Annotated in this window: 17 protein-coding genes; 10 read left to right on the forward strand and 7 right to left on the reverse strand. The window is 38.9% G+C overall.

Features of this window, described 5'->3' with window-relative positions:
- Positions 1–24: 24 nt before the first annotated feature.
- From OA91_RS17135 to OA91_RS17145, 3 genes are all read left to right on the forward strand, one after another.
- Positions 25–396 (forward strand): MazG nucleotide pyrophosphohydrolase domain-containing protein, encoded by a 372-nt coding sequence (locus OA91_RS17135; RefSeq protein WP_063339241.1) that lies wholly within the window; start codon positions 25–27, stop codon positions 394–396.
- Between the two features lie 65 nt (positions 397–461).
- Positions 462–779 carry an antibiotic biosynthesis monooxygenase family protein gene (locus OA91_RS17140; RefSeq protein ID WP_063339242.1) on the forward strand — a complete coding sequence of 106 codons (318 nt, stop codon included), beginning with the start codon at positions 462–464 and terminating at the stop codon, positions 777–779.
- On the forward strand, positions 776–1,285 hold the full coding sequence (locus OA91_RS17145) for a GNAT family N-acetyltransferase (protein WP_063339243.1): 510 nt from the start codon (positions 776–778) through the stop codon (positions 1,283–1,285). The genes OA91_RS17140 and OA91_RS17145 overlap by 4 nt, the downstream gene beginning before the upstream one ends.
- A gap of 67 nt (positions 1,286–1,352) precedes the next feature.
- Here OA91_RS17145 and OA91_RS17150 read toward each other — a convergent pair whose 3' ends face one another.
- The 5 genes from OA91_RS17150 to OA91_RS17170 form a co-directional block, all read right to left on the reverse strand.
- A complete protein-coding gene (locus OA91_RS17150) occupies positions 1,353–2,393 on the reverse strand; it encodes a Gfo/Idh/MocA family protein (RefSeq protein ID WP_063339244.1) in 1,041 nt (346 codons plus the stop codon).
- Between the two features lie 70 nt (positions 2,394–2,463).
- Positions 2,464–3,138 (reverse strand): YceH family protein, encoded by a 675-nt coding sequence (locus OA91_RS17155; protein WP_063339245.1) that lies wholly within the window; start codon positions 3,136–3,138, stop codon positions 2,464–2,466.
- A 9-nt stretch (positions 3,139–3,147) separates the two neighbouring features.
- Complete coding sequence (locus tag OA91_RS17160; RefSeq protein ID WP_063339246.1) at positions 3,148–3,978, reverse strand: sterol desaturase family protein; 831 nt, start codon at positions 3,976–3,978, stop codon at positions 3,148–3,150.
- Between the two features lie 76 nt (positions 3,979–4,054).
- A complete protein-coding gene (locus OA91_RS17165) occupies positions 4,055–4,447 on the reverse strand; it encodes a DUF1801 domain-containing protein (RefSeq protein ID WP_046015096.1) in 393 nt (130 codons plus the stop codon).
- A gap of 114 nt (positions 4,448–4,561) precedes the next feature.
- Positions 4,562–5,710, reverse strand: a complete 1,149-nt coding sequence (locus OA91_RS17170) for a MalY/PatB family protein (protein WP_063339247.1) — start codon at positions 5,708–5,710, stop codon at positions 4,562–4,564.
- Between the two features lie 494 nt (positions 5,711–6,204).
- Between OA91_RS17170 and betI the strand changes: the two genes are divergently transcribed.
- The 4 genes from betI to choV all read left to right on the forward strand — a co-directional run bounded on the left by betI (position 6,205) and on the right by choV (position 9,994).
- Positions 6,205–6,780, forward strand: coding sequence for a transcriptional regulator BetI (gene betI, locus OA91_RS17175; protein ID WP_063339248.1), 576 nt, complete (start codon positions 6,205–6,207; stop codon positions 6,778–6,780).
- A gap of 140 nt (positions 6,781–6,920) precedes the next feature.
- A complete protein-coding gene (locus OA91_RS17180) occupies positions 6,921–7,856 on the forward strand; it encodes a choline ABC transporter substrate-binding protein (RefSeq protein WP_063339249.1) in 936 nt (311 codons plus the stop codon).
- A gap of 102 nt (positions 7,857–7,958) precedes the next feature.
- On the forward strand, positions 7,959–8,804 hold the full coding sequence (choW, locus tag OA91_RS17185; RefSeq protein ID WP_063339250.1) for a choline ABC transporter permease subunit: 846 nt from the start codon (positions 7,959–7,961) through the stop codon (positions 8,802–8,804).
- Between the two features lie 2 nt (positions 8,805–8,806).
- The gene (gene choV, locus OA91_RS17190) at positions 8,807–9,994 is read left to right on the forward strand and encodes a choline ABC transporter ATP-binding protein (RefSeq protein WP_063339251.1); all 1,188 of its coding nucleotides are present in this window, start codon (positions 8,807–8,809) and stop codon (positions 9,992–9,994) included.
- 100 nt (positions 9,995–10,094) lie between these two features.
- Here choV and OA91_RS17195 read toward each other — a convergent pair whose 3' ends face one another.
- The gene (locus OA91_RS17195; protein WP_063339252.1) at positions 10,095–10,709 is read right to left on the reverse strand and encodes a LysE/ArgO family amino acid transporter; all 615 of its coding nucleotides are present in this window, start codon (positions 10,707–10,709) and stop codon (positions 10,095–10,097) included.
- 127 nt (positions 10,710–10,836) lie between these two features.
- Between OA91_RS17195 and OA91_RS17200 the strand changes: the two genes are divergently transcribed.
- Together OA91_RS17200 and galU are read left to right on the forward strand one after the other, a co-directional pair.
- Complete coding sequence (locus tag OA91_RS17200) at positions 10,837–11,715, forward strand: ArgP/LysG family DNA-binding transcriptional regulator (RefSeq protein ID WP_063339253.1); 879 nt, start codon at positions 10,837–10,839, stop codon at positions 11,713–11,715.
- Positions 11,716–11,814: 99 nt separating this feature from the next.
- Positions 11,815–12,651, forward strand: coding sequence for a UTP--glucose-1-phosphate uridylyltransferase GalU (gene galU / locus OA91_RS17205; RefSeq protein WP_063339254.1), 837 nt, complete (start codon positions 11,815–11,817; stop codon positions 12,649–12,651).
- A 64-nt stretch (positions 12,652–12,715) separates the two neighbouring features.
- Here the strand turns inward: galU and OA91_RS17210 are convergent, their stop codons facing one another.
- Positions 12,716–13,498, reverse strand: coding sequence for an inositol monophosphatase family protein (locus tag OA91_RS17210; protein ID WP_063339255.1), 783 nt, complete (start codon positions 13,496–13,498; stop codon positions 12,716–12,718).
- 577 nt (positions 13,499–14,075) lie between these two features.
- On the opposite strand from OA91_RS17210, the gene OA91_RS17215 reads away from it, so the two are divergent.
- Positions 14,076–14,801 carry an RNA methyltransferase gene (locus OA91_RS17215; RefSeq protein WP_063339256.1) on the forward strand — a complete coding sequence of 242 codons (726 nt, stop codon included), beginning with the start codon at positions 14,076–14,078 and terminating at the stop codon, positions 14,799–14,801.
- Position 14,802: the final 1 nt, after the last annotated feature.

Genomic DNA, 14,802 nt, shown 5'->3' on the forward strand with positions numbered 1-14,802 from the left:
GCCTTATGACTTAATGAGGACACAATGCAAGATTTTGAAAAACTAATAAAAATAGTAAAACGAAAGAGTGCTTTAGATCAGGGGAATACTTGGTCAAATGGCTCTTCGACCTATTTAGAAGAAATTAAAAAAGAAGTCGATGAAGTTATTGAAGAAATGCCTAAGCAGCGAGACTGTTATTTGGAAGATGAATTAGCTGATGTGCTATGGGATTATCTGAATGTTTTACAGGCGATCGAACAAGAAAGAGGTATTAGCATTGATTCAGTATTGGCACGAGCCTGCCATAAATATGAAGAGCGCATTTCTGGCTTAGAATCAGGTAAGACGTGGGCCGAGATTAAGCAGAATCAAAAATTGGTATTAGCTAAAGAGCAAGCTGAGTCACTCATTTAATCATAGTGTGATCTCAAGTTTGTTGGGGAATAAAATTTCTACTTATTGCTCAAGGAGGGCCTAAAATGTCAGAAAATCCAGTTTTAGAAGTGGCTATATTAGATGTGAAACCGGATCAAAGTGAAAGTTTTGAACTGGCTTTTGCTAAAGCTCAGACCATTATTATTGGCATGCCTGGTTATCTTTCTCACCAATTACAGCGATGTATTGAAAACCCTAATCGATACCTTTTATTAGTTAATTGGCAGACCCTTGAAGATCACCAAGTAGGTTTTCGTGAGTCTCCCGAGTATCAAGAATGGAAGTCACTATTACATCACTTTTATGACCCTTTTCCTGTGGTTGAACACTATCAAGGTATTTATGCAGGAGCGGTAGAATGAAGTTAGAGTTGCTAAATGAGAAGCACCTGACAGCCTTGATGGATTTTGAGCTTGAGAATCGTCTTTATTTTGAAAGTATGATTGCCTCGCGAGGCAATGATTTTTATCGACGGCCTGTGGTGCTTGCTCATATTAGAGACCTACTATCTGACTATGATGCAGGAGAAAAATTATCGTGTTTAGTAGTTCAAGATGATGAGGTGATTGCTAGGGCGAATATCAAAGACATTGATGATGAGGTTTCGACAGCAGAAGTTGGCTATCGTGTGGCCGAGTCTGCAATAGGTAAAGGTGTTGCCAGTTTTGCGCTAGCCAGTTTGATTGAACTTGCTAAGACTCAGTTAGGGCTTAAAAGCTTAACCGCTTGGGTAATGAGTAATAATCCAGCTTCAGCTAGAGTGCTGGAAAAGCAAGGGTTTATTGAGCAAGAAACCATACAGAATCATTATTGCTTTAACAGGCGTTATCTTGCTTGTACCCAATATCGACTCAACTTAGATCGTTAATTTATTGTAAATAAAAAAGCCCAGGAAAACTGGGCTTAAATCGTATCTAGATTAAAAGTTTGCACTATTAATGTTTATGGTGGTGGTGTTCGTGATGATGTTCCTCAATATTTTCATCATGGATTTCAGGGTCTTGTTCGTACCTTACTCCCATATCTTGTCGTATTTCATCCAAGGTTTGAACCAAGTCTAGACTATGCTGCCAAGTGAAATTAGGGCTTTGAATGAGCTCTTCTTCTAAACAGCGATTGACTTCATCAACTTCAAATTGATAGCCCATACCTGGGAAATCAAAAGCCACCGCTCTTTCATTATTGTCTTTTGAAATCAAACGGCAGGACTTGGCTTTATGCCACTCTGTATCGATTTCAATATAGCCTTTACTACCTGATAGAACCGCTCTATTCGGAGAGTGGGAAATAATAGAAGACTCTAGAGAGGCGAGTGCACCATTATCCCAACCTAGTAGCATTTGGTTAAGCACGTCTACATCGGTTTCATTTAAGATGGCTTGGTTTTGAACAAAATCTGGTTTACCCCAGAATAGTTGAGCTAAAAAGACTGGGTAAATTCCCACATCGAGTAAGGCACCACCACCGAGTTTTAGGTTATTAACCCTATGTTCTGGGTCTGTTGGAGCAACAAAGCATAGGCTTGCTTGAATGCTGTTTAACTGACCAATCTCTTCATCAGCAACCCAGTCAATTACTTGTTCAATAACAGGGTTAAAGCGAGTCCACATAGCCTCCATTACAAACACTTTGTGCTTCTGGGCTAGGGCATATAGCTCTTGAGCTTGGTAATCATTCATAGCAAAAGGCTTTTCACACAGTACAGCTTTACCGGCAAGAATACAGGCCTTAGTTAGTTCGTAATGATGAACATGGGGCACAGCAATATAGATAACATCGACTTCGTCACTATTAATTAAAGAATAGTAATCTTGCAAGGCTAATTCGATATCAAACTCTGTCGCAAACGCATCAGCAGTATCCTTATTGCGAGAAGCCACTGCTCTTAGTTCTCCTGATTTAGTGAAGGAGAAATCCCTAGCAAAGTGGTGAGCGATTTTACCAGTACCTAAAATGCCCCAACGGAAATTTTTCATAAGTTTCTCCTAATGCGATATCGCAACACACCTTTATAAAGAGTGATGCGATTTGTTACTGCTGTTCGAATTAATTTAAGGCTTGTTCAAGTATCTCGAGTCGACTTTCTAAATCTAGAACCTTGTCTTCAAGGTAGCGAACTTTTTCTTCAAGTCCGGTTTGCTTTTCTGCATCCATTGTTTGTGCTTGTGAACTTGCTTCATTTACATAAGCTGTATTAGTGCTTTGCTTATATTCACTAAAACAATGGATGAAACGTGATTCACGTTTGCCTGGCTCTCTTGCTAACTGTTGAACATAAGTCACACCATTTTTATCTGATAAAGTATGTAAACAGCTTTCAACTTCTGCTGAGTTAGAAAATTGGCAAAGACGTCCACTTCGTGATTTTAACTCTCCAGGTGTCTGAGGACCTCGTAATAATAATAAACAAATGATGGCAAACTCTTGTTCGCTAAATTGTCTATCCGAGAACTCAGTATTACAGAACCTGTGTTGAAACTTAGCTGTTCGACTATTGAAGTCTGACGTATCGACAACTAAGGCTTCTTCTATTAAAGCGTCTATAGCTGTTTGAACTTCACCTTGTGAGTAGCTTACAACAGGGTCACGATTAGACTTTTGATTACAAGCATTGGTCAGGGCATTTAAAGATAAAGGATATTGATCAGGAGTAGTAACCTGTTTTTCCATTAGGCTACCAAGAATTCTACTTTGCATATCATCCAGCATAACGATACTCATACTTCATCCTTATGAATTGGTTTCTTGTCTCTCTATTTTATTGTTTTTTAATGAAAAAGGCATTTTTATTAAGAACAATAAGGTGAGTTTTTCTGGGTTCTTTTCGAAATTTCTAGCGTATTGCGGGTGTCCCGTTTTTAGGTTGAGGTCTGTATTTTCATCACCTGACGTATAGGAATTAAAGAGACGGTCCCAAAAACTTAAGAAGAAACTGTAATTGGAGTTTGCTTCTTTAGCCAATTGAGAGTGATGAATACGGTGCATATCCGGCGTAACAAGAATAAACCTGATGACTTTATCGAGTTTTTTCGGTAGATAGCCATTGGCGTGGTTGAACAAAGCGCTAGAGTTAAGTAAAACGTCAAAAATAATGACGGCTTCGAAAGGGATAGAGAAAACAAAAATAATGGCAGCTTTATAAGCAAGTGATAGTAAAATTTCTGCTGGGTGAAAGCGAACGGCTGTCGTTAAATCTATTTGTGGATCGGTATGATGTACTTGATGAATTCGCCAGAGTAATGGAAATGTATGGCTGGCTCTATGCTGCCAATATATGGCTAGGTCGAGAAGTAATATGGCTAGAATAAGGCTGGCAATAGGCTTGTCAGCAAAAAACTCTAGTCGTAAAAAGGAAGTGTCATTTATGGACAAGGCAAGAGTCGCTAGAAGGATAGGTTGTGCTAACCTTACGACAAAAATATCGATAAAAAAAAGAGACAAATTATGACGCCAGCGACGCCCAATTTGCTCTAGTTTGACTTTAGGTTTGATGCTTTGCCAGGATAAAAAACTTGCAAAGCACAATAGGAAAATCAGTACTCGAAAGTCGTAATCTGTCATGGTGTTTACATCAAACCTTAAGTCGGCTTCTTAAATTAAGAAATTGAAATAATTACTATCTAATTCTTGTAATTATTTAATGTAGATCAATTTTTTTATGCTGGATCTTATGAACTAAATCACTTTTTACTCTACTTAAAAGTTCCGCAATTACATTAAGATTCATCTTATCAAGGTTTTCAAAATGGAAACAGTCGCTACCCATTTGAGCGGGCTGTAACCTTTCTTCAAAGTGACTCAATAATTCTGAATCTGGGATGTATAGGCTTAAATAACCTGATCTTGCTGCTAATCCGAATAGCCCTTCGTGGTCAATTTCAAATAAAGGCATGCCTGATTTTAAACTTAATGTTGCATCAGGAGCGATTAAGCTCATCAATGAGACGATTTCTTCAAAGTCATCCTTTACATGAATGGGCAGTTTTTCGAGATAGTCCTGTAGCATTAAACTGGATGTGAGCGCTTGCATACTAACCTCTCTATCGACATAACACAGCTAAAGGCCTCAAATAATAGGCGCTAAGCCTTTTAAATTAAGGGCCTAGCTCAAAATTATGTGATAGAGAGAAGTAATGTTATGAATCTACATTACCTTCAGCAGCCTAGTTAGTGCTTGGTCGAGTTGTTGATAGGAACATCCAAAGTTTAGGCGAATAAAGTTCGGATTGCCAAACTGTTTACCATCAGAAATAGCTACTCCAGCCTTCAAAAAGTATGCCTCAGCATTATCTAAACTAAGGTGTGACACATCTATCCAAGCTAAATAGGTGGCTTCAATTTTGCCCATTTTACATTGAGTAGGTGCTAGCCTTTGTTGGATTAAGGCTCTGTTTTTTCTTAGGTATTTTATTAGGTCCTGATGCCAATTTTGGCACTGAGTATAGGCTGCTTTAGTTGCATTAAAAGCTAATAAATTTGGATCAGGCATTATCCCTGAACGGGCGAGATTAAATTTATTTTTTAACGTTAAATTTTGTGTCACGGAATACGCAAGCCCAAGGCCTGCCACATTGTATGTTTTGCTTGGAGCCATAAGTGTAACGGTTCTGCTAGCGGCATCTTGATTGAGGCTAGCAAAAGGAATGTGGGTAAGGCCTTCGTCTAAAATCAAATCACAATGAATTTCATCAGATACAACAGTAAGGTCATATTGTTCTGCTAAGGCGTGAATTTGTAGTAATTCATCACGGCTAAATACTGTGCCGCCTGGGTTATGTGGGTTACAGAGCAATATAAGTTTGGAATTAGAGTCAGCACAAGCGTCAGCAAACGCCTGCATATCAGGAAGCCAACGATCATTTAGCAGCTGCATGGGAATAGAATGTATTTTTCTATTAGCTAACTCAGCAGCTTTAGTTAAGTGAAAATAAACGGGACCAGGAATAATAACGCCTTCATCTTCTTGAGTGAAAGCACGAACCGCCACATGTAGAGCGCACACTAGACCTGGTAGATAATCAATTTGATTCGCCTTAATATCCCAGTGATAGTTATTTTTTGCATTATCAATAATTGCTTGGTCAAGCTCTGCGTCCGCTCTTGTATAGCCGAAGACGCCATCGCTGACTCGGTCTTGAATGGCTTTGATAATAGGTTCTGGTGAAGCAAAGTCCATATCCGCTACCCACATAGGAATAACATCATCGGGGAATTTATCCCACTTGATACTATGGGTATTGTGTCTATCTTTGGCTTTAATCAGGGTATTTTCCTGCAAGTGGAAGTCTGACATTGATGGTTTCCTTACAAATTTAGTACGCGGAAAGTTGATGCGTTCAATCGTTAAAGATTAGTTTCCTAGGTGCATGTTAAAGTTTGATTTGTTAATTTATTTTTGAGGAAGCAGTGAATAACTTCTCTCGCCACAATGTGTGGATAATAGGTCCTCGTTTTATGGCGAAGAGTGTCATTCAATTTACTGGCTTGTTTGTTTCTGAGCAAGTGTTATAAATTCATTTAACCTTGAAATAAAGGTGATGCCTTGTTGTAAATGAACCACACACTAAAAAAGAAGTTTGTTGAACATTTAAGCAACTTATCCTAAACCGACATGGACCAATACAAAAAATCCCTTCATAAAAAATGTGTTATTATAAAAATAATTAATAAAAACAAATAGATATTTTATTTATCTATTTTTCATCAAAGAGTCATTAGCTTGACCCTTTTAATCATTACGTCCTAGTATGCGGTTATTGAACGCGCATTTAATAAAAAGGTAATTTGATGCCTAAAGTAGGAATGCCAGAGATTAGAAAGCCTCAATTAATCAAGGCTGCGATAGAAGCGATTGATGAATTAGGCTTTGCCGGAGCGACCGTGAGTGTGATTGGTAAAAAAGCAGGTGTATCTCCTGCTATTATCAATCATTACTTTGGCGGTAAGAATGGCCTTTTAGAAGAAACGATGAAAAGTTTAATTCGTGAGTTTTTTGATATTTTAAATGATCAATTAGAAGCGAAAAAATCTTTTTCATGTAAAGAACAAGTAATAGCAATAGCGAATACTTGCTTTAGCCAATCGCAAACCAGCGCGCAAGCAATGAAGGCTTGGATAGGCTTTTGGGCTTCTGCCATGCATACGCAAAACTTGGCCCGGTTACAAAAAGTTTATGCGCGCCGCCTTAATAGCATCTTGGTTGTCACTTTAAGACAGCATTTTGCAATTGAAGAAGCGCGTCATATTGCTGCTACTTTGGCTGCTTTAATAGATGGCATGTGGTTAAGAAGCTGTTTAGCTGGTGATGAAAAGCACTCTTCGGAAAGTTTGATTGAAGAGTATTTAGAAACTGTTTTTAAATGAAGGATTAGTTAGTAAAAGCGTTAACACGTTAGAAGTACATATAAATACTACTCAATAAATTCGGTTGTATTTTTTAAGCGAGACTTATCTCGATTGAAATACTATCTAAGCCCAATGGGCATAAATAAAGAGGGGAAATTATGTTATCTAAAGTTAGTAAGTCTCTATTTATAACCTCAGCCGTAGCTGTATCAAGTGCAGGTATCGCGGCTGAATGTTCAACAGTTCGTTTCTCAGACGTAGGTTGGACAGATATCACAGCAACCACTGCTGTTGCCTCTGAAGTTCTTCAGGGCCTAGGTTATAAAACCAAAACTCAACTCTTGTCTGTTCCTGTTACTTATACATCTTTAGCCAATGGTGATATTGATGTCTTTCTAGGTAACTGGATGCCAACTATGGAAGCGGATATTGCGCCTTATTTAAAAGCGGGCACAGTTGAAGATTTAAGAGCTAACTTAAAAGGCGCAAAATATACACTTGCAGTAAGTAAAAATGCTTACGATGCTGGCGTTAAAACCTTTGCCGATCTTGCTAAGTTCAAGAAAAAATTCAATGGCCGTATCTATGGTATCGAACCAGGTAATGACGGTAACCGCATAATCCAAGACATGATTAACTCAAATGCGTTCGAATTGAGTGACTTTCAGTTAGTCGAGTCAAGTGAAGCTGGCATGCTTTCTCAAGTTTCGCGTAATACACGTCGTAATAAGTGGATCGCTTTCCTAGGTTGGGCTCCGCACCCAATGAATGCCAATTTCGAAATGGAATATTTAGCGGGTGGAGATGATTACTTTGGCCCTAACTATGGTGGCGCAGATGTACATACTAATGTTCGTAAGTCTTATACCACAGAATGTCCAAATGTAGGCAAGTTGCTAACTAACCTTGAGTTCTCTCTAGCAATGGAGAATGAAATCATGGGTGCGATTCTTGATGATGGTAAGAAACCAAGCCTAGCAGCTAAAGAGTGGTTGGCGAAAAACCCAGGTGCTTTAGATGCATGGTTAGATGGGGTTAAAACCCAATCTGGTGGTAACGGCATCAGTGCTGTTAAAAGCCATTTAGGTCTTTAATTAAGCATTAGAATAATAATATAAAAATGGCCCAACTTAGTGACTTTAGGTTGGGCCAAGTTTTACAGAGGGTAAGAGAATGAATTTGGCAGAGGTAAGATTATGAACTGGCTTACGGATAATAAAATACCACTCGGAAGCTGGATGGAATCCTTTGTCGATTGGTTGATCGATGTGGCAGGGGTATTTTTTGACTTTTTATCAGAGGTACTAGAAACCCTAATTTTAACCTTGGTAGGTGCAATTGAATGGATGCACCCACTTGCCGTCATTGCCGTTGTTCTTGTTGGAGCTTGGTTCCTGCATAGGAGTATTGGCTTATTAGTTTTTATTAGTTTGGCTTTGTTACTGATTTTGAACTTAGGCTATTGGGTCGAAACAATTCAAACCTTGGTGCTTGTGGTATCAGCAACCTTTATTAGTGTATTAATTGGTGTGCCTTTAGGAATTGCAGCAGCTCATAGACCTTGGTTATATACCATAATGAGACCGATCCTTGACTTGATGCAAACTATCCCGACTTTTGTGTATTTGATTCCAACGCTAATTTTATTTGGTTTAGGTTATGTTCCTGGCCTGATTTCAACCATTATTTTTGCTGTCGCAGCGCCTATTCGTTTGACATATTTAGGGATTAGTAAGGTTCCAAGTGAGTTAATTGAAGCAGGTTTAGCCTTTGGTTGTACTAAATCTAAGCTACTTTATAAAGTCGAGTTGCCAGCCGCTATGCCTAACATAATGGCAGGCATTACTCAGTGCATTATGTTGTCGCTCTCTATGGTGGTAATCGCTGCTCTTGTTGGTGCTGATGGGCTTGGTAAACCAGTTATTCGTGCCTTGAATACAGTAAATATTTCACAAGGTTTTGAAGCGGGTATTGCGATCGTATTAGTAGCAATTATGCTTGATCGAATTTGTAAATCTCCATCTCGTGGTAAAGAGGAATAAGCATGGCTGTTATCAGTATTCAAAACTTAGATGTTGTCTTTGGTGATAATCAAGCTGCTACTTTAAGCTTAATGGATCAAGGTAAAAATCGAGAGCAGATTTTAGGTGAAACCGGCGATGTTGTTGGTGTTCAGAATGCAACGATTGAGGTAAATGAGGGTGAAATTTGTGTCCTCATGGGGTTATCTGGATCAGGTAAATCAACCTTGCTGAGAACATTAAACGGCTTAAATAAAGTGGCTCGTGGTAAGTGTCTTGTTCGTGATGGTGATGAGATGGTCGATATGGCGACTTGTAATGAAGCAACCATGCGACATATGCGTACTCATAGGGTATCTATGGTATTTCAAAGCTTTGCTTTGATGCCATGGTTAACGGTACTTGAAAATGTTGCCTTTGGTCTAGAAATGCAAGGCATGGCAAAGGCTGAACGTTTAGAAAAAGCCATGCAACAGCTAAAAATGGTGAGTTTGGATCAATGGGCAGATAAAAAACCTGATGAACTATCGGGCGGCATGCGCCAACGTGTTGGCCTTGCTCGTGCTTTTGCTATGGATACAGATGTACTTTTAATGGATGAGCCTTTTTCAGCACTTGATCCTCTCATTCGTACACAGTTACAAGATGAGTTGATCGAACTGCAAAAAACGCTAAATAAAACCATTGTTTTTGTAAGTCATGACTTGGATGAAGCGCTAAAAATTGGCACGAAAATCGCGATTATGGAATCTGCCAATATCATTCAAGAAGATATTCCAGAGCAGATAGTGCTGAACCCGGCGACTCCTTATGTTGAAAAGTTTGTCGCACATACAAACCCGCTGAATGTACTTAAAGGTGACTCTTTGATGACACCGATTGAGAAACTTCAAAATGAAAGTGGTACTTATCAAGCGGAAAAAGGGCTTAACTTTGCGTTGTCAGCAGAAGGAAAGCTCGAATCTGTTGATAGCACTGAAGGCTCTCATCTTGTTGTTGATTGGGCTCAAGGACTAGAGATTAATAAACTTGCTTTAGGAAGTGTCGTGCTAGCGCCGTCAGATATTAATATGCGTGATGCGGTAGAAGTGAGATACCAAACACAACAACCTCTTTTATTGCAAAAGGAAGGTTTTGTAGTCGGTGTACTTGGAGATCACGATTTTTACCATGCGCTATTAGGTAAGCACTTTTCATCTAATGATAGTTAATTTCCATTAGGTCATTTTAATGATTCTGAAAAAGCATAAACTTTACGACAAGGTTTATGCTTTTTTTATGGGGAAATTTAATTGAAGAGGTTAAATGGCCCTATTCAGGAAAGGACATTAAAGTTATTTGGATGGCTATGAAGATAACGAGTGTGCCGTTAAATCTATTTAACCAGCGCCAGAAGCTGGCTTTCTCTAAATATGGTGCTAATAATCTACCAATTAAAGTTAGAGTTAAAAACCATAATACTGATGCACTCACTCCACCCATAATAAATTGGTAAGTGTTGTCCTGCCATTGATTCGCTAAGCTGCCCATTAAGATTAAAGTATCTAGGTAAAAGTGAGGGTTTAGCCAAGTCACAGCCATTGCTGTTGTTAATAATAACCCTAAAGGTAGCTTAGCTTTTGCTTTACTCAGCAAGAGTGCTTCGTTTGCAAAAGATGCTTTAATTCTTGAGAGACCAAAATAGGTTAAAAAGAGAACACCTGCAATTCGAGTTACCTCGAGTAAAATAGGATAAGACTTGATTAGTGCACCAATTCCCAAAGCACCCAGAGAGATAGATAGGGTATCACTTATCATAAAAAGGATAGCAATACTTAGAGCCCAATGTCGCTTTAAAGCCTGCTCTAATAAGAATGCGTTCTGGGCTCCAACTGCAATAATTAAGCCTCCACCTGTAATAAAACCACTGAGAAAAGCTGCGCTCATTTGTTTGCTCCATTAGCTAATGTCAAATGCCATAAGGCTAAAAACCGCTGGAAGAATAACAATAGGCGATATATAAATGTAATTAATATAAATAATGATTAAGTAATAAAAATAATGTTGGGAGCTTATGGATTACAAGGCAATTGAGTGTTTAAGGCAGGTTGTTGAGTCACAAGGATTTGAGAAAGCTGGTGAGGCTTTAGGTTTAACTCAGTCAGCTGTATCACAAAAAATTAAACGTTTAGAACAATCTTATAATAGTGTTTTATTAATCAGGGAAAAGCCACTTAGGTTGACTGATCTAGGTAAGAAGCTAAATATGCATTTTATTAAAGTGCAGTTAATGGAGCAGGCACTTATTCAAGAATCCTATGGTGATAAAAGTCTGCAATGCCTGCCAATAGCGATTAATAATGACAGTTTGGCAACTTGGTTTATTGAAGTAATTAGTGACTTTTCTAAAGAGAAGAGCCGACGCCTACAAACGAAGGTTGCTGATCAAAGCCAAACGCGAGATCTGTTAAAAAAAGGGGAAGTTGTAGCAGCATTGAGTGATGTCGGCTCTTGTGTTGCTGGTGGGCAATCTCTTTATCTTGGGACTATGGAGTATATTTTGGCGGCTAGCCCTGAATTTGTTCATCAATATTTGGGGGAAAAATATAGTCCTAAGGATATACATCATGTTCCCGCACTCATTTTTGATGAAAGTGATCAGCTTTGGTCAAGCTATCAACATGAAGTACTAGGCCTGAAGGAGCATGCCGGTCCAAGTCATTGGCTACCTTCTACTCAAGGGTTTGTGCATATGCTACTAAGCCATTCTGTATGTGCTTTAGTGCCAAGAATACAGGTTAAGCAGGAATTGAAAGATAAGAGCTTAGTTGAGCTGTTTCCTAATAAGGTGTTAAAAGTGCCACTTTATTGGCATTGGTGTGGACTTGATTCAGATATTATAAATGAATTAACAGATACCGTTGTTAAGCAAGCAGGTATGTCTCTAATTTAATGCGCTTTATTCTAGGTTAGTCTCATGAAAGCAAATTTTTCGTATTTATTTTAAAGTGAATTTTGTTAGACTTCCTGCAATCAAACAAAAGGATTCAATATGATTCGTAAATGCTTATTTCCTGTTGCGGGTTATGGCACTCGTTTTTTACCAGCAACTAAATCTATGCCCAAAGAAATGCTACCAATTGTTAATAAGCCTTTGGTGCAATATGGTGTTGAGGAAGCTGCTCAAGCAGGACTTAATAATGTGACCTTTGTCACGGGGCGTGGTAAACGAGCTATTGCTGACCACTTTGATACGAGTTATGAATTAGAGCATCAGATAGCTGGAACTAGTAAAGAAGAATATCTAGTGGATATTCGTCATCTGATTAATAATGTAAATTTCTCATATATTCGTCAGAACCAAATGCTAGGTTTAGGCCACGCAATTTTAACGGGAGAACCTCTTATTGGTGAGGAAGCCTTTGGTGTTGTGCTTGCTGATGACCTTTGTATTATGGATGAAGAGAGTCAAGAGGGTGTTTTAGAGCAGATGGTTAAGCTCTATAATCAATTTCGCTGTTCGATTGTGGCAATTGAAGAAGTACCTGCTGACGAAGTTAATAAATATGGTGTGATCGCCGGAGAGAGTATGGGTGACGGTTTATACCGAGTCACTGATATGGTTGAAAAGCCTGCAATTGATGAAGCTCCTTCTAATCTGGCTATTATTGGGCGATATATCTTAACGCCAGATATTTTTGAAAAGCTAAAAACGACACCACCAGGGCGTAATGGTGAAGTGCAAATTACAGATGCACTTATGCAGCAGGCCAAAGAAGGCTGTGTGATGGCTTATAAATTTAAAGGTCGACGTTTTGATTGCGGTAGTGTGGATGGCTTTGTTGAAGCCACTAACTATTGTTATGAAAACCTCTATAAGCGCAAATAAGTTTAGAATAAAAAAAACCAGCATTTAGCTGGTTTTTTTGCTTTCTAATAAGGCTTGTAACCCATTAGAAGTGTTTATTAAGAACAGGTAATAGGCTCTTGAATAAACGTGGGTTTGCGCATAAAACAGTATCATTCACACTTGGTGAGCCTTGGAAATCAGAAAATAGGCAGCCAGCTTCTTTCGCGATGAATAGTGGCGCTTGTGTTTCCCAATCATATAATTTCATCGCCCATACTGCATCAAGTTTACCAGCCGCAACGTTAGCAAGCATAAGCGCTGGGCAGTCTTGCATCATAACGCGTGCGCCTTTTTCAGCAACTTCTTTTAGTGCATTGAACTGGCTAGTAATTTGGCTAGAAAGTTTATCAGTACCTGGGAATTGGCTACCAAGTGTACTGTTCTCAATAGAACCAATTGATGATGTGCGAATACGTGAGTTGTTTAAATAAGCACCACGACCTTTACTGGCGTAAAACTCATCACGGGTTGATGAATTGATCAGAAGTGCATGCTCAACTTTTCCATTTTCAACATAGCTTATTGTTAGTGCGTGGCCTGAAAGGTTGCGAGAAAATAGGTGTTGACCTTGAATGGCATCAATAATCCACTCACCTTTTTCGCCTGTTTGCACTTCACCTTGCAAACGAGTTGTAATGGTCTCTGTTGGGTATGCTTTTGCTAAAGTGTGAACGATTGTTTTTTCAGCGCCAATACAAATATCTTTGTATGCTTGTTCAGGGTTTTGTCCCTGTTCTTTATCAAACAAGATTTTTTCTTGTACGTGGAGGATAAAATCAACTGCAGCGCGAGCTGCTTTTAGAGCGACATTAATTCGAGGTTGCATACAATACCATTACATTTAAAAGAGACGTCAGAAGACCTGAAGTCAATAAGCTATCGGAAAAGTGTTAAAGAGCGTTTCAGCCGAATTTTGTGAGTTAAATAAGCTCAAAGTGAAAGGCAGAAAGATGGCGCGGATTTTATCCGATTATGGCGTCTATGACTAGGGTGTTTTGTTTAAAAATTAAACAATACGAGGTTTAATTTCATTTAGTCATTGCTTACTCAAGTAAGATGATCTGCTATTATGCCTAGGGAAGCTGAGAATAAATCCTCCCGTCTCAGCGTGTGGATAAAACGCCTGAGATTTAAGGCGAGAGTTACAACTTAATAGTTACTATATTGATAAGGCTCTCAACTTACTAGATAAGGCTTTTAGGGCACGTCCTTCGGGTCTTTCAGAAAAAATGTCTTCCTGTGTTGTCCCTTCTTGGAAGGGGCCTACATTACGTCAAAGTGACGCCTTGTTCGACACTTTTTCTGAGAAGACTGAGAAGAGGTGACTTAATCTAAGCTTCCCTGCAAAATGTCATCAAATTTAATTGATTGAAAGTCATCCAGTGAAAAGAGCATATTTCTAAATGAATAAGGTACGTATTGTATTAGTTAACACTTCCCATCCAGGTAATATTGGCGCAGCAGCTAGAGCAATGAAAAATATGGGGCTAGCTAGACTGTATCTTGTTGCACCGAAAGTTTTTCCAAGTGATGAAGCTAATAGTCGAGCGTCAGGTGCGACTGACATTTTAGAAAATGCTGTTGTTGTAGATACATTGGAAGAAGCTATTGCAGACTGCCAGTTAGTAGTCGGTACAAGTGCTAGAGAAAGGCATATCCCTTGGCCTTTAGTTGATCCTAGACAAGCAGCAGATATGGTTCATGAAGAAAGTTTAGAGTCCGCATTTGTATTTGGTCGTGAGGACAGGGGGCTAACAAATGAGGAGTTACAACGCTGTCATTATCATGTTCATATCCCTTCTGTAGAAAGTTTTAGTTCTTTAAATTTAGGGGCTGCGGTACAAGTGATTGCTTACGAACTTCGAATGCGCCTTCTTGCACAGAAGGATGCACCTATTGTTGCTTCTAAATGGGATGTACCAGCAGCAACAAGTGAGCAACTTGATCATATGTTAACTCATTTGGAATCCGTATTATCTAAAACCGAATTTTTAGATCCTAAAGCACCGCGACAAGTTATGACGCGTTTTAGGCGTCTATTTCAGCGTGCTCAGTTGGATCAACAAGAGGTGGGTATGTTAAGAGGTGTATTAACTTCAGTAGATAAACTAGACGAAAAGAAAAACTAAG

The sequence above is a fragment of the Marinomonas sp. SBI8L genome (assembly GCF_001624705.1).
Lineage (GTDB): Bacteria > Pseudomonadota > Gammaproteobacteria > Pseudomonadales > Marinomonadaceae > Marinomonas.